General features: G+C 72.3%; 14 protein-coding genes. 11 read left to right on the forward strand and 3 right to left on the reverse strand.

Annotated features, from left to right (window positions below; genetic code table 11):
- Positions 1-402 precede the first annotated feature (402 nt).
- From CP984_RS26715 to alc, 7 genes are all read left to right on the forward strand, one after another.
- Positions 403-720 carry a hypothetical protein gene (locus tag CP984_RS26715; protein WP_003982444.1) on the forward strand — a complete coding sequence of 106 codons (318 nt, stop codon included), beginning with the start codon at positions 403-405 and terminating at the stop codon, positions 718-720.
- Positions 720-2,819 carry a 4-alpha-glucanotransferase gene (gene malQ, locus CP984_RS26720; RefSeq protein WP_003982445.1) on the forward strand — a complete coding sequence of 700 codons (2,100 nt, stop codon included), beginning with the start codon at positions 720-722 and terminating at the stop codon, positions 2,817-2,819. The genes CP984_RS26715 and malQ overlap by 1 nt, the downstream gene beginning before the upstream one ends.
- Before the next feature lie 149 nt (positions 2,820-2,968).
- Positions 2,969-4,660: an alpha-L-fucosidase gene (locus CP984_RS26725; RefSeq protein ID WP_003982446.1), complete on the forward strand. Its 1,692-nt coding sequence runs from the start codon at positions 2,969-2,971 to the stop codon at positions 4,658-4,660.
- Between the two features lie 98 nt (positions 4,661-4,758).
- On the forward strand, positions 4,759-5,001 hold the full coding sequence (locus tag CP984_RS26730; RefSeq protein ID WP_003982447.1) for a hypothetical protein: 243 nt from the start codon (positions 4,759-4,761) through the stop codon (positions 4,999-5,001).
- A 210-nt stretch (positions 5,002-5,211) separates the two neighbouring features.
- Positions 5,212-6,186, forward strand: coding sequence for an acyl-ACP desaturase (locus CP984_RS26735; protein ID WP_003982448.1), 975 nt, complete (start codon positions 5,212-5,214; stop codon positions 6,184-6,186).
- A 69-nt stretch (positions 6,187-6,255) separates the two neighbouring features.
- Positions 6,256-7,230 carry a LysR family transcriptional regulator gene (locus CP984_RS26740; RefSeq protein ID WP_030179710.1) on the forward strand — a complete coding sequence of 325 codons (975 nt, stop codon included), beginning with the start codon at positions 6,256-6,258 and terminating at the stop codon, positions 7,228-7,230.
- 123 nt (positions 7,231-7,353) lie between these two features.
- On the forward strand, positions 7,354-8,511 hold the full coding sequence (gene alc / locus CP984_RS26745) for an allantoicase (RefSeq protein ID WP_003982449.1): 1,158 nt from the start codon (positions 7,354-7,356) through the stop codon (positions 8,509-8,511).
- 71 nt (positions 8,512-8,582) lie between these two features.
- On the opposite strand, the gene pepN is transcribed toward alc, so the two are convergent.
- Positions 8,583-11,159, reverse strand: a complete 2,577-nt coding sequence (pepN, locus tag CP984_RS26750) for an aminopeptidase N (RefSeq protein WP_003982450.1) — start codon at positions 11,157-11,159, stop codon at positions 8,583-8,585.
- A gap of 133 nt (positions 11,160-11,292) precedes the next feature.
- Between pepN and CP984_RS26755 the strand changes: the two genes are divergently transcribed.
- From CP984_RS26755 to CP984_RS26770, 4 genes are all read left to right on the forward strand, one after another.
- A complete protein-coding gene (locus CP984_RS26755) occupies positions 11,293-11,892 on the forward strand; it encodes a Uma2 family endonuclease (RefSeq protein WP_003982451.1) in 600 nt (199 codons plus the stop codon).
- A 39-nt stretch (positions 11,893-11,931) separates the two neighbouring features.
- Positions 11,932-12,168 carry a ribbon-helix-helix domain-containing protein gene (locus CP984_RS26760; RefSeq protein ID WP_003982452.1) on the forward strand — a complete coding sequence of 79 codons (237 nt, stop codon included), beginning with the start codon at positions 11,932-11,934 and terminating at the stop codon, positions 12,166-12,168.
- Positions 12,155-12,502, forward strand: coding sequence for a type II toxin-antitoxin system PemK/MazF family toxin (locus CP984_RS26765; RefSeq protein WP_003982453.1), 348 nt, complete (start codon positions 12,155-12,157; stop codon positions 12,500-12,502). Before CP984_RS26760 ends, CP984_RS26765 begins: the two co-directional genes overlap by 14 nt.
- An 80-nt stretch (positions 12,503-12,582) precedes the next feature.
- Complete coding sequence (locus CP984_RS26770) at positions 12,583-13,104, forward strand: DUF1203 domain-containing protein (RefSeq protein WP_003982454.1); 522 nt, start codon at positions 12,583-12,585, stop codon at positions 13,102-13,104.
- A gap of 70 nt (positions 13,105-13,174) precedes the next feature.
- Here the strand turns inward: CP984_RS26770 and CP984_RS26775 are convergent, their stop codons facing one another.
- Together CP984_RS26775 and CP984_RS26780 are read right to left on the reverse strand one after the other, a co-directional pair.
- A complete protein-coding gene (locus tag CP984_RS26775; RefSeq protein WP_003982455.1) occupies positions 13,175-14,206 on the reverse strand; it encodes an aspartate-semialdehyde dehydrogenase in 1,032 nt (343 codons plus the stop codon).
- Positions 14,207-14,290: 84 nt separating this feature from the next.
- Complete coding sequence (locus CP984_RS26780) at positions 14,291-17,626, reverse strand: S8 family serine peptidase (protein ID WP_030179718.1); 3,336 nt, start codon at positions 17,624-17,626, stop codon at positions 14,291-14,293.
- Between the last annotated feature and the right edge of the window lie 264 nt (positions 17,627-17,890).

The raw sequence follows: 17,890 nt of genomic DNA on the forward strand, positions 1-17,890 counted from the left end.
CCTGAGCCGACTGCCGCGACGGGGCCCTGCACCCCGTGGAACCCCGCCGGACAAGCCTTCGGCAGTGAGCCCACCACTGTGGTGGTGAGGGTGTCAACGGCGGAAGGCGAAGTGCCGGGTTTGCCCTGTGTGACCGGCGTGTCGCGGCGCGTCGAGTGAGTGCCGCGGGCGGCGTCCTCCGTGCTCCACCCATGGCGGCACACCCCGCCCGACCGCCCCGGAGGACTTCCTCCGGATCGCCCTTCTGGTGGGCATCTCTGCGCCACCACCCGTCCGCCACCGGTAAATCGCCTGCACGAGGGATGTGTGACCTGGGCCACGTTGATTGAATGGGTACGTCTGCGACCGCCCCGAGTGGGTAGGGCAGGTCGTGTCCCACTACCGACGAACGGGAGGCCCTCCGTGGCCGCGTCCGCTCAGCTCCTCCTCGACGCACTGTCGTCCGCCCCCGAGTACCCCGCAGCGCGCAGCGAATCCTGCGGACCGGAGAAAAACGAGCCCGAGAAACCCACCGAGCCGGATCTGTTCGACGGCGTCTCCGACCCCGACTCCGGCCTGGACGGCTCCGGCTCCCTGTGCTTCTGCGAACCGCCCCTGACCAGCGAGCCCCCGCTCGCCGACGCCGCCCCGCTCACCAGTGAGTCCCCGATCGCCGCCGAGCTTCCGCTGACCAGCGAGCCCACCGCGGCCGGCCTGGGCACGGAGTCCATGGAGGTCTGATGGGCCGACCGCGGCTCGCCGGTCTGCACGGCGTGTGCACGTCCTACGAGCCCGCGCCGGGCCGCACCGTCCACGTCGGTGACGACACCGTCGTCGCCGTCCTCGCCGCCCTCGGGGTCGACGCCTCGACACCGCAGGCCGTACGCGCCGCACTGGAGGCGTACGACCACGGCCCCGCCCGCGCCCTGCTCCCGCCCACCGTCGTGGTGCGCCCCGGGCGCCCCCCTGATCTGCACCGGCTGCCCGAAGGCACCGCCCTGCGGGTCGAGACCGAGTCGGGCGAGGTGCTGGACTGGGGGCCCGATCCCGGAGGCCCTGCGGACCGGACCCGCGCCCGAGGGCCGGACGGTTACGTGGGCCGCCTCCCCCTGGGCGTCCACACCCTGCGGGCCCACACGCCCGACGGGCGGTCCGCCCGCGCGCACCTGGTCGTCGCCCCCGACCGGATGCCCGCACCGCCCGGCCGCACCCACGGCTTCATGGTGCAGCTCTACTCCCTGCTCTCCGGCCGCTCCTGGGGCATGGGGGACCTGGGCGACCTCGCCGACCTGGCCGCCTGGTCCGGGCGCGCGCTCGGCACCGGCTTCCTGCAGATCAACCCGCTGCACGCCGCCGTACCCGGAGCGCCCACCGACCCCTCGCCGTACCGCCCCTCCTCCCGCCGCTTCCCCGACCCCGTCCACCTCCGGATCGAGGACATCCCCGAATTCACCCGCCTCGACGGCGCCGCCCGCGGCCGGGTCGACGCGCTCCTCGTACGCGCCGAGAAGCTGCGCGAAGCGGTGCTCCACAAGAACGCGCTGATCGACCGGGACGCCGTGTGGGAGCTGAAGAAGGAGGCGCTGGAACTGCTCTGGAAGGTGCCGCTGAGCCCCGGACGGCGCGCCGCCTACTGCGACTTCCTCGCCGAGCAGGGCACCAGCCTGGAGGACCACGCCACCTGGTGCGCGCTGGCCGAGCGGTACGGCCCCGACTGGCGCGGCTGGCCCACGGGCCTGGACGACCCGCGCTCCGCCCGTACGGCCCGGATGCGCGGCTGCCTGCTGGACCGCATCGACTTCCACAGCCGGCTCGCGTGGTTCACCGACCAGCAGCTCGCCGCCGCCCAGCGCGCCGCCGTTGAAGCCGGGATGGGCATCGGGCTGGTGCACGACCTGGCCGTCGGCGTCCACCCCTCCGGTTCCGACACCTGGGCCCAGCAGGACGCCTTCGCGGCCGGCATGTCCGTCGGCGCGCCGCCCGACGCCTTCAACTCGCGCGGCCAGGACTGGGGCCTGCCGCCCTGGCGGCCGGACGCGCTGGCCGCGCAGGGCTACGCCCCGTACCGCGACCTGCTGCGCGGCATCCTGCGGAACGCCGGCGCGCTGCGCATCGACCACGTCATGGGCCTGTTCCGGCTGTGGTGGGTGCCCGAAGGGCGGCCGCCGACGGAGGGCGCGTACGTGCGCTACGACGCCGAGGCGATGCTCTCCGTCCTCGCGCTGGAGGCGCACCGCGCGGGGGCCGCGGTCATCGGCGAGGACCTGGGGACGGTCGAGCCGGTGGTGCGTACGGAGCTGGCCGAGCGCGGCGTGCTCGGCACGTCCGTGCTGTGGTTCGAGCGCGACTACACCAAGGAGCCCGCCCGTCCGCTGCCACCGGAGAGCTGGCGGGCCGGCTGCCTGGCCACGGTCACCACGCACGACCTGCCCAGTACGGCGGCGCGGCTGACCGGCCGGCACGCCGCGCTGCGGCACGGCCTGGGCCTGCTGGACCGCCCCCTCCAGGAGGAGCGGGCGGCGGAGGCGGTCGAGGTCGGCGAGTGGCTGGCGGTGCTGATACGGCTGGGGCTGCTGCCCGAGGGGCGGGGCGACGAGGAGGCCGCGGTCAAGGCGCTGCACCGCTATCTGCTGCGCACCCCGGCCCGGATGGTCGGGGTGTGGCTGCCGGACGCGGTGGGCGACCGGCGCCCGCAGAACCTCCCGGGGACATGGGATGAATACCCCAACTGGCGCCTGCCGATCAGCAATCCGGAAGGGCGCCCGCTGTCGCTGGAGGAGATCGCCGCGTCGCCCCGGCTGCATGCGCTGATGAGCGAACTGCGCGCGATGCCGCAGTAGAAGCAGGAGAAGGGGGCGCGGAAGGAGGCGGCCGGTGTACGGCCGACCGCCTCCGCCGCCACTCTTCCCGTCCAACGGGCCGTACGGCACCATGCCGTGGACGCCGTCCAGAGATCCGACCAATCTCGGTCGGAGAGTTGGAGGGAACCATGGCAAGAAGCCGATCGCGCGCCCGCCTCCGCACGGTCCTGGCGCTCACCGCCGCCGCCCTCACGCCGCTGGCCCCGCTCCAGGCCACCGCCGCCGGGCCGCCCGCTTCCGCACCCGCCCACCGGCCGGCCGCGAGCCCCTGCCACGCCCCCGTACGCCCCGCCTCCCAGATGACCGTGGAGCCCTGCGACACTCCTGCCCGGATTATCGAGAAGGCCGCCAACATCGTGCCGACCGCCGCCCAGCGCGCCTGGCAGCAGCGGGAGGTCACCGCGTTCACCCACTTCGGCATGAACACCTTCACCGGCCGCGAGTGGGGCTCCGGCACCGAGGACCCGAAGCGGTTCGCGCCGCCGCGTATCGACGTCGCCCAGTGGATGCGCGCGTACAAGGCGGCGGGGGCCGAGCAGGTCATGCTGACGGTGAAGCACCACGACGGCTTTGTGCTCTACCCCAGCCGCTACACCCCGCACTCGGTCCTCGCCGCGCCGGACAAGCCGGACGTCGTCGGCGCGTACGTACGGGCCGCCCGCGCGGCCGGGCTCAAGGTCGGCCTCTACCTCTCCCCGTCGGACGGCGCCGAACTGCCGCACGCCTGGCACGCGCGCTGGGTCGAGGAGATCCGGCGCAAGCAGGCCGAGGGCGAGCCGCTGAGCCTGCCCGAGCGGGTCGCCCTGGAGGACCGCGGCCGGACGCCCGCCGGGCTGGGCCGCTTCGGCAACGGCAGCCCCGTCACCGAGCGCACCATCCCCACCCTCGTCCCCGGCGACGACCGCGCCGCCGCCGTACGCAGCGGGCGGCTGCCCTCCTTCACCGTCCGCGCCGACGACTACGACGCGTACTACCTCAACCAGGTCTACGAACTGCTCACCCAGTACGGCCCGGTCGAGGAGTTGTGGCTGGACGGCGCGAACCCCTGGGCGGACGCCGGCATCACGCAGCCGTACGACGTGCGCCAGTGGTTCGAGACCATCCGCCGCCTCTCGCCGCGCACCGTCGTCTTCCAGGGGCCGCAGGGCGTGCGCTGGGTCGGCAACGAGAAGGGCGTCGCGCGCGAGACGGAGTGGAGCGTCACCCCGTCCGCCGTCGATCCCTGGTCGGTGCTCTCCGGCGGCCTGCCGAACGACTCCACCGATGCCGACATCGGCTCCCGCGCCAAGCTGCTGGCACCCGGCACCAAGTACCTCCAGTGGTACCCGGCGGAGGCGGACGTCTCGATCCGGCCCGGCTGGTTCCACCACCCCTGGGAGCGGCCCAAGACGCCCGGACAGCTGCTGGACCTGTATGAGAAGAGCGTGGGCCGCAACGCGTCGCTGCTGCTCAACGTGCCGCCGGGGCCGGACGGCCGGATCGCGGCGGCCGATGCCGCCTCGCTCACCGCCTTCGGGCGGGCCGTACGGGAGACGTACGGGCGCGATCTCCTGAAGGGCGGCCGGGCCGCGGGCGCGGTCACCTTCGACCGGGTCGCTGTCGGCGAGGACCTGCGCCACGGGCAGCGGGTGGAACGGTTCGCCGTCGAGGCGCGGACCGGCGGGACGTGGCGGCGGATCGCCGAGGGGACGACGGTCGGCCACCGGCGCATCCTGGCGCTGCCCGCGCCGGTGACCGCCGACGCCGTACGCGTACGGGTCCTGGCGGCCCGCGCCACCCCGCATCTGGGGCCGGTGACCGTGCATCCGGCCGGGCGGTGACGGGTCCACGGTGCCCCCGACCGGCACCGAATGGGTCCGGTCAGCCGTTAGGCCACCCCGGGCGCGCGAGGGTGAACGGCGTCCGATACGTTGACCTCGTGAGCAATCTGGTCAAGAAGAACGCCCTGCGCGCCGGAACCGTCACGGCCGGCACCGCCCTGCTGCTGCTGATGTCGTCCCCCGCGTTCGCGCTCACCCGCGACGATGGTGACGACCCGGGCCCGGGCCTGAGTGTCGTCCAGACGCTCGGCCTCTACGTGGCCGCTCCCATCGTCCTCTTCCTGGTCATCGCCGGACTGGTCATGATCGGCGACAAGTCCCGCAAGCAGCCCAAGGCCTGATCCGGGGCTCACTTCGCACCTCTTCGAGGGCGTCCGCAGGTTCGCGAGAACCGGCGGGCGCCCTCTTTTGCGTTGCGCGCGGGCGGGCACGCGGTGTGGCCGGGGCGTGAGCGGAGGGCGGGATTCCACCCGTGGCCGGTCTTCACACGGACCTAACCTACGATGGCGTAACCTACGGTCCCGTAGGTGCCCCCGTCCCCAGGAGTCCCCGTGACCATCGCCCCCGACCGCCACGCGCAGGAGCGCGGCCAGGCCGCATGGAGCGACACCCGGCTGCTGTACGCGCTCGAAGAGGTCGTCGAAAAGGAGCTCAACCGGCATCTGAAGGCGGCCAAGGACTGGATGCCGCACGAGTACGTGCCCTGGAGCGACGGCCGCGACTTCGACGGCGTCATGGGCGGCGAACCGTGGTCCCCGGAGCAGTCCAAGGTCACCGACATAGGCCGGATCGCCCTGGTCGTCAACCTGCTGACCGAGGACAACCTGCCCAGCTACCACCACGAGATCGCCACCCTCTTCGGGCGCGACGGCGCCTGGGGGACCTGGGTGCACCGCTGGACGGCCGAGGAGGGCCGGCACGGCATCGTCATGCGGGACTACCTGCTCACCAGCCGGGCCGTGGACCCGGTCGAGCTGGAGAACTTCCGCATGGCGCACATGTCGGCCGGGTTCGAGTCCGACAACGCGCACAGCATGCTGCACTCGATCGCGTACGTCGCCTTCCAGGAGCTGGCCACCCGCATCTCGCACCGCAACACCGGCCACCACTCCGGCGACCCGGTCTGCGACCGGATGCTGGCCCGCATCGCCACCGACGAGAACCTCCACATGGTCTTCTACCGGAACCTGCTCGCCGCCGCGTTCGAGCTGGCCCCCGACCAGACCATGTGCGCCGTACGGGACGTGGTCACCGGCTTCCGCATGCCGGGCCACGGCATGCCCGGCTTCGAGCGCGCCGCGGCCCGGATGGCGCTCGGCGGCATCTACAACCTGCGCATCCACCACGACGACGTGCTCCAGCCGGTGCTGCGCTACCTGAAGGTCCTGGAGATCGGCGGCCTCGGCCCGGCCGGGCTGCGGGCCCAGGAGGAGCTGGGGATGTACATGGGCGGGCTGGACGACCAGGCCCGCAAGTTCGACGAGCGGCTGGCAGCGCGGGAGGCCCGCCGGGCGGCGCGGAAGTAACGGTTCGGGAGGCCCGTCGGGCGGCGCGGAAGCAGAGGGCTTCCCTGCCCGCCTGCGTACGCTGCCCGCATGGCCGACTGGGACATCAAGAAGCTGCGCATCCTGCGCACCCTCCACGAGCTGGGCACGGTCACCGCGGCCGCCGAGGCGCTGCACCTGACCCCGTCGGCGGTCTCGCAGCAGCTGACCGCGCTGGCCAGGCAGCTCGGGGTGACGCTCTTGGAGGCGCACGGCCGGCGCGTACGCCTGACGGACGCCGCACACCTCGTCCTGCGGCACGCCGAAGCCGTATTCGCGCAACTGGAGCGCGCGGAAGCGGAGTTGCTCGGCTACCTCCAGGGCGAGGCGGGCGAGGTGCGGGTCGGCGCGTTCTCCACGTCGATCCCCGCGCTGGTGGTCCCCGCCGTACGGGAGCTGCGCCGCTCGCACCCGGGGCTGCAGGTGTCTGTACGGGAGGCGGAGGCGGCCGAGGCGTACGAGCTGCTCGCCGAGGGCAGCGTCGACCTCGCCCTCTCGCTCGCCGCGCACGCGCCGACGCCGCGCGACCCGAAGTTCACCCGGCTCTCGCTGCTCGCCGACCCGCTGGACGTGGCGCTGCCCGCCGGGCACCCGCTGGCCGGCGAGCCGGGGCTGCGGCTGGCCGACCTGGCGGGGGAGCGGTGGATCTACGGGAGCAGCGGCCCCTGGTCGCAGATCACCACCGCGGCCTGCGAGCACGCCGGATTCGTACCGGAACAGGCGCACGCCGCCGCCGACTGGGACGCGATTTTGGCCATGGTCGGCGCGGGCATGGGGGTGGCACTGGTGCCGCGGATGGCGATGTCGGGCGTACGGGGCCGGTCGGGGCCGGGCCGCGGTGACGGCCCCGTGCGGGGAACGGGAGTGGCGGTGCGGGTGCTGCGCGCCGACCAGCCGCGGCGGCACGTCGTGGCGGCCGTACGGCGCGGGGCGGAGGAGGCGCCGGGGCTGGCGCGGGTGCTGGCGGCGCTGCGGGAGGTGGCCGAGGGGCTCGCCGTACCACCGGAAGCGGACACCGGTCGCTGACCGAAGGCGTGGCCGATCATTCAGCTCACCTGAACACAATCTCCAGAAACTTTCGATAGACCTGGAGTAAACGATCCTGCGAAGGTCGAAGAGTTCGCGTCACCCCCTCACCGAAGGGCAGAGATGACCACCACTCCGGCCGCCGCCTCCAGCACCGACCCGCACGCCAACGACGCCGCCCCGTACGGTGGCGGTGACCCGTACGCGGACTACCGCGGCGGGGACTTCCCCTTCACCTCGCTCGTCGACCTCGCCGACCGCCGCCTCGGCGCCGGTGTCATCGCCGCGAACGACGAGTTCTTCGCCGAGCGTGAGAACCTGCTGACGCCCGGCCCCGCGGTCTTCGATCCCGAGCGCTTCGGCCACAAGGGCAAGATCATGGACGGCTGGGAGACACGGCGGCGGCGCGGGGCCGACGGCGCCCACCCCTTCCCCGCCGACGACGAGCACGACTGGGCGCTGATCCGCCTCGCCGCCCCCGGCATCGTCCGCGGCGTCATCGTCGACACCGCCCACTTCCGCGGCAACTACCCGCAGCAGATCACCGTCGAGGCGACCGCGCTCCCCGGCAGCCCGAGCCCCGAGGACCTGCTCGCCGCCGACGTGAAGTGGCAGGAGATCGTCCCCCGTACGCCCGTCCGCGGCCATGCCGCCAACGGCTTCACGGTGACGGCCGAACGCCGCTTCACCCACCTGCGCCTCAAGCAGCACCCCGACGGCGGCATCGCCCGGCTGCGGGTCCACGGCGAGGTCGTGCCCGACCCGGCCTGGCTGGACGTGCTCGGCACCGTCGACCTGGCGTCCGTCCTGCACGGCGGCGTCGTCGAGGACGCCTCCGACCGCTTCTACTCCTCGCCCACCCAGATCATCCGCCCCGACCTCTCCCGCAAGATGGACGACGGCTGGGAGAACCGCCGCCGCCGGGTGCGCGACACCAACGACTGGGTACGCTTCCGCCTCGCCGCGCAGGGCGAGATACGCGCCGTCGAGATCGACACCGCGTACCTGAAGGGCAACTCCGCGGGCTGGGCGGCCCTGTACGGATGCGACGCGCGGACCGCCGACCCGTCCGACGACGCGTCCTGGTTCGAAATCCTCCCCCGGACCAAACTCCAGCCCGACACCCCGCACCGCTTCGCGCTCCCGCGCCCGGTGACCGCCACCCACGTACGGCTGGACGTCTTCCCCGACGGCGGCGTGGCCCGCATGCGCCTGCACGGCGACCTCACGGACGAGGGCCGCGCCGGACTGGTGCGGCGCTTCGATGAGCTGAGCGGCTGAGCCCGGCGCCACATGGCGAAGGCGCCCCGGACCAGGTGGCCCGGGGCGCCTTCAGCGCATTCGGCGAACCGCTACACGGCCGCCTCGTCCGCCCGCTGCGCCTTCAGCGCGCGCTCGATGCCGGAGCGGGACTCCGAGACCAGGCGGTGCAGGGCCGCGCTCGGGTCGGCCGAGGCGAGCCAGGTGTCCGTGGCGTCCAGGGTCTCCTGGGAGACCTGGAGGGCCGGGTACAGGCCGATCGCGATCTGCTGCGCCATCTCGTGGCTGCGGCTGTCCCACACGCGCTTGACCGCGGCGAAGTACTTCTCCGTGTACGGGGCCAGCAGGTCGCGCTGGTCGGTCTGGACGAAGCCGCCGATGACGGCCTCCTGGACCGCGTTGGGCAGCTTGTCGCTCTCCACGACCGAGGCCCACGCCTCCGCCTTGGCCTCGGGCGTCGGGCGGGACGCGCGCGCCGCCGCGGCGTGCCGCTCGCCCGCCGAGGTGCGGTCGCGCTGCAGCTCCGCCTCGATGGCCTTCTCGTCGGCGCGGCCGGTCGCGGCCAGCCGCTCGACCAGCGCCCAGCGCAGCTCGGTGTCCACGGCCAGGCCGGGGATCTCCTGCGAGCCGTCGAGCAGGCCCTGGAGCAGGTCCAGCTGCGCGTCCGTACGGGCCGCGACGGCGAACGCGCGGGCCCAGGCCAGCTGGTGGTCGCTGCCGGGGGCCGCGGCCCGCAGCTGCTCCAGCGTCGCCTCGGTCCACTTGGCCAGGCCGGTCTCGCGCCAGGCCGGGGCCGCGTACAGGTCCAGCGCCAGCTTCACCTGGCGGTGCAGCGACTGGACGACGCCGATGTCGGACTCCTTGGTGATGCCGGACAGCACCAGGTCCAGGTACGCGCGGGCGGGCAGCTCGCCGTCGCGCGTCATGTCCCAGGCCGACGCCCAGCACAGCGCGCGCGGCAGCGACTCGGTGAAGTCGCCCAGGTGCTCGGTGACGACGCGCAGCGAGTCCTCGTCCAGGCGCACCTTGGCGTAGGACAGGTCGTCGTCGTTGAGGAGGATGACGTCCGGGCGCCGGGTGCCCGCCGGGAACGGCACCTCGGTGCGCTCGCCGTCCACGTCCAGCTCGATGCGGTCCGTACGGACGAGCTTGCCGTCCTTCAGGTCGTAGCAGCCGATCGCGATGCGGTGCGGGCGCAGCACCGGCTCGCCCTTGGCGCCGGCCGGCAGCGCCGGGGCCTCCTGGCGTACGGCGAAGGAGGTGAGCGTGCCGTCCCCGGCGACCTCCAGCTCCGGGCGCAGGATGTTGATGCCGGCGGTCTCCAGCCACGCCTTCGACCAGGTCTTCAGATCCCGGCCGCTGGTCTCCTCCAGCGCGCCGAGCAGGTCGGACAGGCGGGTGTTCTTGAAGGCGTGCGCCTTGAAGTACGCCTGGACGCCCCGGAAGAACTCGTCCATGCCGACATAGGCGACGAGCTGCTTGAGGACGGAGGCGCCCTTCGCGTACGTGATGCCGTCGAAGTTGACGAGCACGTCGTCCAGGTCGCGGATCTCGGCCATGATCGGGTGGGTGGACGGCAGCTGGTCCTGCCGGTACGCCCAGGTCTTCATCGAGTTCGCGAAGGTGGTCCAGGCGTGCGGCCAGCGGCTGCCCGGCGCGTGCGCCTGGCAGGCGATGGAGGTGTAGGTGGCGAACGACTCGTTCAGCCACAGGTCGTTCCACCACTCCATGGTGACCAGGTCGCCGAACCACATGTGCGCCAGCTCGTGCAGGATGGTCTCGGCGCGCGTCTCGTACGCGGCGTCCGTCACCTTCGAGCGGAAGACGTACTGGTCGCGGATGGTCACCGCGCCCGCGTTCTCCATCGCGCCCGCGTTGAACTCCGGCACGAAGAGCTGGTCGTACTTGGCGAACGGGTACGCGTAGTCGAACTTCTCCTCGAACCAGTCGAAGCCCTGCCGGGTGACCTCGAAGATCGCGTCCGCGTCCAGGTGCTCGGCCAGCGACGGGCGGCAGTAGATGCCCAGCGGCACCGACCGTCCTTCGCCCTCCCAGGTGCTGTGCACGCTGTGGTACGGGCCGGCGATCAGCGCGGTGATGTACGTGGAGATCCGCGGCGTCGTCTCGAACCGCCACACGTTGTCCACCGGCTCCGGCGCCGGCGAGTTGGAGATCACCTTCCAGCCCTCGGGGGCCTTGACGGTGAAGGTGAACGTCGCCTTCAGGTCGGGCTGCTCGAAGCTGGCGAACACCCGGCGGGCGTCCGGTACCTCGAACTGGGTGTAGAGATACGCCTGCTGGTCGACCGGGTCGACGAAGCGGTGCAGGCCCTCACCGGTGTTGGTGTACGCGCAGTCCGCGACGACCTTCAGCTCGTTGCGGCCCTCGCGCAGCCCCGGCAGCGCGATGCGGGAGTCCGCGAAGACCGTGCCCGGGTCCAGGTTCTCGCCGTTCAGCACCACCTCGTGCACGGCCGGCGCCACCAGGTCGATGAACGATTCCGCACCCGCCTCGGCGGCGTCGAACCGCACCGTGGTCACCGACCGGTAGGTGCCGCCCTCGCCGGCCTCCTGCGCGCCGGAGAGGTCCAGATCGATCTCGTACGCGTCCACGCTCAGCAGCTTCGCCCGCCGCTGCGCCTCGTCGCGGGTCAGATTCGTGCCAGGCACCCGTTCATCTCCTTCGCTTCGGACTTTGGGCCATCCTTCCACGGAGCTCCCGACCACCCGGTCGGGGCATGGGAGAAGATCCGGCCCACCCCGCCCGCGCCCGTCCCCTACGCTCCGCCGCAAGGAGGCGACGATGGCTACGACAGAGCACGACACAGCCGAGCACATCATGCGCGGCAGGGACGGGCACGGGCTACTGCGTTTCCTGGAGGAGCGCCCGGAACTGGATCACCTGAGGATCGAGCTGGTCCAAGACGAGATCGTCATGCGGCGGTCGGGGTCGCCGTTCCGTACCTGCACCGTCGCTCTGCTCGGCTCCCAGATGGAGCGCGCGGGCTGGGCGGGGCTGTCCGGCCAGGCGCTGATCTCCGGCGTTCCCGGCTCCGAGCCCAAGGCGGACCTCGTCGTCACCACGGATGAGGCCATGCAGGACAACTGCCACCCCTACCCCGCGGACCGGGTGCACCTGGTCGTGGAAATCGTGGAGAAAGTCGTGTCCGAGCGGGACAGCGACTACGCCGGGAAGCGCAGGTGGTACGCGCGGAGCCGCATCCCGCTCCATCTGCTCGTCGACCCCGACGAGGGCGCCGTCGAGCTGCACTCGCAGCCCGGGGACCTGGATTACGGCCGGGTGGACCGCTACCGGTTCGGCGATCCGGTGCCGCTTCCCGAGCCGTTCTCATTCGCGGTCGACACGACGCGGTTCAAGCCGTACCCACCCAAGCTGCCGTAGGGGTAGCAAGGGCATTCCCACCCGAGTAGCATCATAGGTATGAAGATCAGCGTCAGCCTGCCGGAAGAGGACATCGCCTTCCTCGACGCGTACGGCAAGAAGACGGACGCCGATTCGCGGTCGGCGGTGATCCACGCGGCGGTCGAGCTGCTGCGTGCCTCCGAGCTGGAGGCGGATTACGCCTCGGCGTGGGAGGAGTGGGACGAGAGCGACGACGCGCTGCTGTGGGACGGGGTCTCCGGGGACGGGATCGGAAGCGCCGATGCGGCGCGGTGACCTCTATCTGGTTGATCTGGAGCCGGTCCGGGGGAGCGAGGCCAACAAGTACCGTCCTGCGGTGGTCGTGTCCAACGACGCGGCCAATCGGTCCGTGCAGCGCGCCGGAAGGGGTGTGGTGACGGTCGTGCCTGTGACGGCCAACGTCGCCCGGGTCTACCCGTTCCAGGTGCTGCTGACCGCCGACGACTGCGGGCTGCCGCGCGACTCGAAGGCCCAGTGCGAGCAGGTGCGCGCGGTGTCCGTCGAGCGGCTGGGGCGGCGGGTCGGCAGCGTCCCGGCGCGCGTGATGGTTGGGCTGGACGCGGCCCTGCGCAGGCATCTGGCGCTCTGAACCGGCACTCTGAAGGGGCCGGACATCTCCACGTCCGATTTCCGCCGGAAACGGGCCGGATGCCCGCCCACCCTGTACGTATGACGACGTACACACCCCTCCCCATCCCGGAAGCGGCCCTCAAGGAACTGCGCGTATCGGACGACTCCGGGCGGGCCATGGAACCGTTCACCGCCGGGAGCGCGAGTGATCGCGTCAGCAGCGTGGGCAGTCCGCTGCGCTGCTGCCTGCGGCCCGTCGAGGAGGGCGAGCGGATCGCGCTCGTCTCGTACGCGCCGCTGCGGCGGTGGGCCGAGGAGACCTGGGCCAGGCCCGGCGCGTACGACGAGTGCGGGCCGGTGTTCATCCACGCGGAGGACTGCGGCGGGCCGGACGCCGGACGGACCGGGTACCCGTTCGCGCGGCCGGGCGCGCTGCGGACGCTGCGGCGTTACAACGCGGACGGGCACATCGTCGGCGGACGGGCCTTCGAGATCCCCGAGGACACGGACGCCGGGTTCGACGCGGCGCTCGCGGAGGCGTTCGCGCAGCCGGACGTCGTGCTGGTGCACGTGCGCGCCCTCGAATACGGGTGCTTCCACTTCGAGGTGCGGCGGCCGTAGGCGGCACGTGCGTACGCCGCGGGGCCCGTACGGACGTCCGTACGGGCCCCGCCACGCGTGCGGAAACGTCTCAGCCGCGCAGTTCCGCCGCGACCAGCTCCGCGATCTGGACCGCGTTCAGCGCCGCGCCCTTGCGCAGGTTGTCGTTGGAGAGGAACAGCGCCAGGCCGTGGTCGACCGTCTCGTCCCTGCGGATGCGGCCCACGTACGACGCGTCCTGACCGGCGGCCTGGAGCGGGGTCGGTACGTGCGAGAGGGCGACGCCGGGGGCGCCGGCCAGCAGCTCGTTGGCGCGCTCGGGGGTGATCTCACGCTCGAAGCGGGCGTTGACCTGGAGCGAGTGGCCGCTGAAGACCGGGACGCGCACACAGGTGCCGGAGACCTTCAGCTCCGGGATCTCCAGGATCTTGCGGCTCTCGTTGCGGAGCTTCTGCTCCTCGTCGGTCTCGTTCAGACCGTCGTCGACGATGGAGCCGGCCATCGGCAGCACGTTGAAGGCGATCGGGCGGACGTACTTGTCCGGCTCCGGGAAGTCGACGGCCGAGCCGTCGTGGGTGAGCTTGGTGGCGTCCTGCTCGACGGCCTTGCGTACCTGCTCGTCCAGCTCGGCGACGCCGGCCAGTCCGCTGCCGGACACCGCCTGGTAGGTGGAGACGACCAGCGAGACCAGCCCGGCCTCGGCGTGCAGCGGGCGCAGCACCGGCATGGCGGCCATGGTGGTGCAGTTCGGGTTGGCGATGATGCCCTTGCGGCGCTCGGAGATCGCCTGCGGGTTGACCTCGGAGACGATCAGCGGGACGTCGGGATCCATGCGCCAGGCGGAGGAGTTGTCGATCACGACCGGGCCGGCGTCGGCGACCTTCGGCGCGAGCGCCTTGGAGGTGGCGCCGCCCGCGGAGAAGAGCACGATGTCCAGGCCCGAGTAGTCCGCGGTGGCCGCGTCCTCGATGGTGATCTCGGTGTCCTGCCACGGGAGCGTACGCCCGGCGGAGCGGGCCGAGGCGAACAGTCGCAGCTGCTCCACCGGGAAGTTCCGCTCGGCGAGAATGCCCCGCATCACGCCGCCGACCTGACCGGTGGCTCCGACGATTCCGATCCTCATGGCACTCCTTGTTCGGTACGTACAGCAGCGGAACGGGCGCCCTCCGAGGGCACCCGCCCCGTTACTGTCCACTATCTCAGGCCGTCACGGCACGACCTTTTCGATGCGCACGCCGCCGCTGCCGGTGACCGTGCCGGAGGGGTTCAGCAGCCGGACCTCGCCGGAGAACCCGCGTCCTTCGGGGGCCGGGCCCGCGACCGATACCTCGGCCGTGACCTGCGTCGATGCTCCGCTACCCAGCTTCACCGGTTTCGATTCGTCCGTCTTCAGCGAGCCGAGCGCGGGGGAGTAATACACATCACGGTAGTCGTAGGCGGTGCTGCCGGCGGGGACCTCGTAGCCGTCCACGACGACGGTGTAGGTGCCGGGCGCGGGCCTGGCGACGCTGACCGCCTCGTCCGAGCCGCCGGTCGCCGAGGAGGCGACGACCTTGCCGCCGAGCAGGATGCTCAGGTCCAGGTCGGCCTTGGCGTCGGCGGGCGCGCCGATCGCGGCGTCCAGCCGGGACACCCCGCTGCCCACGACGACCTCGTACCGCTGCGACTCGCCCTGCTTGACCGTCGGGCGCTGCGTACGGGACGAGCCCAGCTCGCCGCCCTTGAGGGTGCCGTCGAACGCGGCGGAGGCGTTGGTGACCTTCCACGTCACCGGGGTCGGGCTGCCGGCCTTGACCTCGGGCAGGACGCGCACGGCCGGCTCGAAGGTGGTGCCGAGGGTGGACGCGGTGAGCGTGTACGGGTTGTCCAGCAGCGGCGAGGTGCGCCGCGCCTCGACCTCGAATTCCCAGACGCCGGGCGCCGGGTTCTGATACGTGCGCCGCACCGGGTCGCACGTGTTGGCCGGGTTCGGGTAGTTGGGGTAGCAGTTCGGGGTGCTGGTCGGGTCGGCCGGGACGCCCTGCGGGGTGATCGCTATCCAGCGCGTCTGGCTGCCCGCCGCGAGCCCGCTCATCGCGACCTGGAGGGCCTTGGCGCCCTGCGGGACGGCGATGAAGTACGAGGTGGTGGCGTTGCGCTGGACGGTGCCGGACTTGGCGAGGGTGTGCGACGGCGCGGCCAGCGGCTCGGCGGCCACCACGGTGGCGAGGATCTTGCGGTCCACGCCCTCGGTGCGCGGGTCGTCCAGGTCCAGGGTGACGCTGTGCAGGCCGGCGGTGCGGGGCTTCGCGGTGAGCTCGATCGTCACCGGCCGGTTCAGCGGCAGCCACACCGCGCCGTCCTCGTCCGGCAGGTCGAAGGTGCCGTCGTTGTTGATCAGGTCGAGCTCGTGCCGCACGGGGCGGTCGGGCCCGGTGGTACGGGTGAGGGTGATCTCGTACGTACGCGACTGCCGGACCTTCAGGCCGCCCTCGCGGTCGTAGAGCCCGGTGCCGTAGCCCGGCGTCTTGAGGCGGTCGGACAGGGCCGTCTTCACCGGGGCGCGGACCGTGTACTCGTGCGCGGCGGCGCCGTGCCGGATCGCGGACCAGGCGGCGCGGATGTCCATCAGGCCGGAGCCCTGCTCGTACGACTGGAAGCCCTTGATCTGCTTGGCGGTCGAGGTGAGCGCGGTGCGCAGCTTCGCCGGGGGCAGCTCGACGCGCTGCTGCTTCGCGGCGGACAGCAGCAGGGCCGAGGCGCCGGTGGCCTGCGGCGCGGCCATCGAGGTGCCCTGGAGCATGGCGTAGCCGGGCGGCAGGTCGTAGCCCGCCTCGGCGGTGGGGCCGCCGGGCTCCCAGGTGGGGATGGTGTTGATGGAGGCGCCGGGCGCAGTGATGACGGGCGTGAAGCCGCCGTCCTCGCGCGGGCCGCGGGAGGAGAACGGCAGCATGGCGTACTTGCGCGTCACGGCCGAGCCGTAGTTGGCCGCCCAGGTCTCCTTCGAGATGGACGCGCCGACGCTGATGACCTTGTCGGCCAGGCCCGGGTCGCCGATGGTGTTGGCGCCGGGGCCGCTGTTGCCCGCCGAGATCACCAGCTGGACGCCGTAGGTGTCGATCAGCCGGGTGTACAGCTCGGCGCGGGCGTTGTTGCCGTCGTTGAGCGCGGGCAGGCCGCCGATCGACATGTTGACGATGTCCACGCCGCGCTTGGTGACGAGGTCGATCATGCCCTCGGTGAGCGCGATGTTGGTGCAGCCGCCGCTCCAGGTGCAGGCGCGCGAGGAGACCAGCTTGGCGCCGGGCGCCGCGCCGTTCATCTTCCCGCCGAACAGGCCGTTGGCGGCGGTGATGCCCGCGACGTGGGTGCCGTGCTCGGACTCCACGACGCCGATGTTGACGAAGTCGGCCTTCTTGCCCGCCCAGTCCCCGCCGAGCGGGTCCATGGGCACGTCCTTGCGGACCTCCACCGTGAACGGGATGCGCTCGGCGATCGGGGTGTCCGGCTTGTCCTCACCGAAGTAGCCGATGTCGAAGCCGTCCTTGTACGGCTTCATCGGCTTGTCGTCGGTGAAGTCACCGTTGTCGTTGAGGTCCACCCGGACCGTGCCGGCGGCCGGGTCGTAGAGCACGCCCCAGCGGTCGGTGGTGTCGCCGTCGCGGTTCAGGTCGCCCTTCATGTCGCCGCCGGTGGTGGCGGCCTCGGCGAAGGTGCTGATCCGGTACGAGCCTTCGGGCGCCTTGTAGGTCCGGCCGTTGTAGGTGAAGGACGGGCCGGAGACGGCGGTGGTCATCGGGCGCCAGGTCTGGTCGCCGTCGCTGATCGGGTCGGTCGCGGTCACCCAGTCGACGATCTTGCGCTCGCCGGTGGTGGTCTTCTGCAGCGCGGGGTGCGCCAGGTCCACGCCGGAGTCGAGGATGCCGATGGTCACGCCGCGGCCGTCGGCCTTGGGGTGGTCGCGCACGAAGTCCACCGCGCCGGTCTCGAAGGACGGCTGGTACGGGTTCTTCGCCGGGGTGTCCTTGCCGGGCGCCGGGTAACTCCCGGCCTGCGGCCTGCCCTTGGCCTTGCCGCCCGCGTCGGGCCGCGGGTCCGGCAGCTTGATCTCCTGCCGTAGGTCGATGGCGTGCACGTCCGACAGCTTCTGCATCTTCGCGATGGCGGCGTCGGCCTGGGCGGTGGGCACGGTGGCGCGTACGTAGCCGAGCTTGTCGTCGGTACGGCCGACGGAGGCGCCCTTCAGGGAGTCGAGGCCGGCGGCGGCCTGCTCGGTGGCGCCGGGCGCGGTGGCGAGCATCATCGAGACGAACCGGGCGCCGCCGGCCTTCGCGCGGGCCAGCAGTTCGGCGTCCTGCGAACCGAGCTTGTCGTGCGGGCCCTTCGGCTCGGGCGTGGTGCCGGCGGATATTCGGGTGTCCGCGTCGGTGCCGGCGGCGTGGGCGGTGCCCGCCGCGGTGAGGGCGGGCCCGGCCGCGGTCGCCACGGCGACGGCCGCGACGGCCGCGAGCCGGGCCGTGCGTCTGGCCCGGCCGGCGGCCGGACGGGGGGTGTCGGGGGTCATCGCACACCTCTTCGGGGTGAAGGGTCCGGAAATCGGACCTGTATGACCGCTCAATATGACGTAAGGGGACGGTGTTTGGGGAGGGATGCGATCACAAGATTGTGAACATTCGTGCGGACTGTACGGAGTGCGCGGGCGGTGCCTTCCCTGCCCGGCACCCGGCGCCCGCCCGGTCCGGACCGCCGCCCGCCTACCCCGTGACATGAACCTCCGGTGACCTCGGCCCGCCCCTGGTCCGAGGGCCCGGTAACCATCGTCGGCCGC

Source organism: Streptomyces rimosus, assembly GCF_008704655.1.
GTDB lineage: Bacteria > Actinomycetota > Actinomycetes > Streptomycetales > Streptomycetaceae > Streptomyces > Streptomyces rimosus.

Bases quoted from the DNA above. Each gene is read 5' to 3' on its own strand.
- CP984_RS26770 (WP_003982454.1), top strand. From the start codon at position 12,583: ATGACGACGTACACACCCCTCCCCATCCCGGAAGCGGCCCTCAAGGAA.
- CP984_RS26775 (WP_003982455.1), bottom strand. From the start codon at position 14,206: ATGAGGATCGGAATCGTCGGAGCCACCGGTCAGGTCGGCGGCGTGATG.
- CP984_RS26740 (WP_030179710.1), top strand. From the start codon at position 6,256: ATGGCCGACTGGGACATCAAGAAGCTGCGCATCCTGCGCACCCTCCAC.
- CP984_RS26780 (WP_030179718.1), bottom strand. From the start codon at position 17,626: ATGACCCCCGACACCCCCCGTCCGGCCGCCGGCCGGGCCAGACGCACG.
- CP984_RS26760 (WP_003982452.1), top strand. From the start codon at position 11,932: ATGAAGATCAGCGTCAGCCTGCCGGAAGAGGACATCGCCTTCCTCGAC.
- CP984_RS26765 (WP_003982453.1), top strand. From the start codon at position 12,155: ATGCGGCGCGGTGACCTCTATCTGGTTGATCTGGAGCCGGTCCGGGGG.
- malQ (WP_003982445.1), top strand. From the start codon at position 720: ATGGGCCGACCGCGGCTCGCCGGTCTGCACGGCGTGTGCACGTCCTAC.
- CP984_RS26755 (WP_003982451.1), top strand. From the start codon at position 11,293: ATGGCTACGACAGAGCACGACACAGCCGAGCACATCATGCGCGGCAGG.
- alc (WP_003982449.1), top strand. From the start codon at position 7,354: ATGACCACCACTCCGGCCGCCGCCTCCAGCACCGACCCGCACGCCAAC.
- CP984_RS26725 (WP_003982446.1), top strand. From the start codon at position 2,969: ATGGCAAGAAGCCGATCGCGCGCCCGCCTCCGCACGGTCCTGGCGCTC.